The sequence below is a fragment of the Streptomyces hazeniae genome, assembly GCF_031845485.1.
Lineage (GTDB): Bacteria > Actinomycetota > Actinomycetes > Streptomycetales > Streptomycetaceae > Streptomyces > Streptomyces hazeniae.
In genome coordinates, this window is record NZ_JAVREQ010000115.1 from 1 (window position 1) to 492 (window position 492).

The 492-nt window shown below is 76.8% G+C and carries 1 protein-coding gene; it reads left to right on the top strand.

Annotation, left to right across the window (positions count from 1 at the left end; genetic code table 11):
* Nucleotides 1-390, top strand: a 390-nt coding sequence (locus RM572_RS28870; protein WP_311676317.1) for a GNAT family N-acetyltransferase, incomplete at its 5' end; no start/stop codon positions are given.
* Nucleotides 391-492 lie beyond the last annotated feature (102 nt).

Genomic DNA, 492 nt, shown 5'->3' on the forward strand with positions numbered 1-492 from the left:
CCGGTCGCGCTGCGGGCCCGGTACGAACGCCAGACCGCCGGTTCGCCGGACCCGGGGGAGCGGTGGTGGAACTGGGTGCTCCGGGTCCGCGCCGACGGCCGGCTCGTGGGGTATGTCCAGGCGACCGTACGGGGCTCGTGCGCGGAGATCGCCTGGGTGGTCGGGGTGCCGTGGCAGGGCCGGGGGTACGCGGCCGAGGCGGCGAAGGGGCTCGCGGCGCACCTGTGGTCCGCCGGGGGCGTCCGTACACTCGTCGCCCATCTTCACCCCGGCCACGCCGCGTCGGGTGCGGTGGCGGCGGCGGCCGGGCTCGCGCCGACCGGGGAGCGGCGGGAGGAGGACGGGGAGCAGCGGTGGACCGGGGGCGCGCCGCGTCCGCCGGTTCTCTGACGGGCCTCCGGCGGTAGGAGGCCGGGTATCAGTCCGCTGACTCTCCGGAGGCCGGATTTCAGTCCGGCTGGTCCTCCATGTGCGCGAGGACGCGGTCCGAGA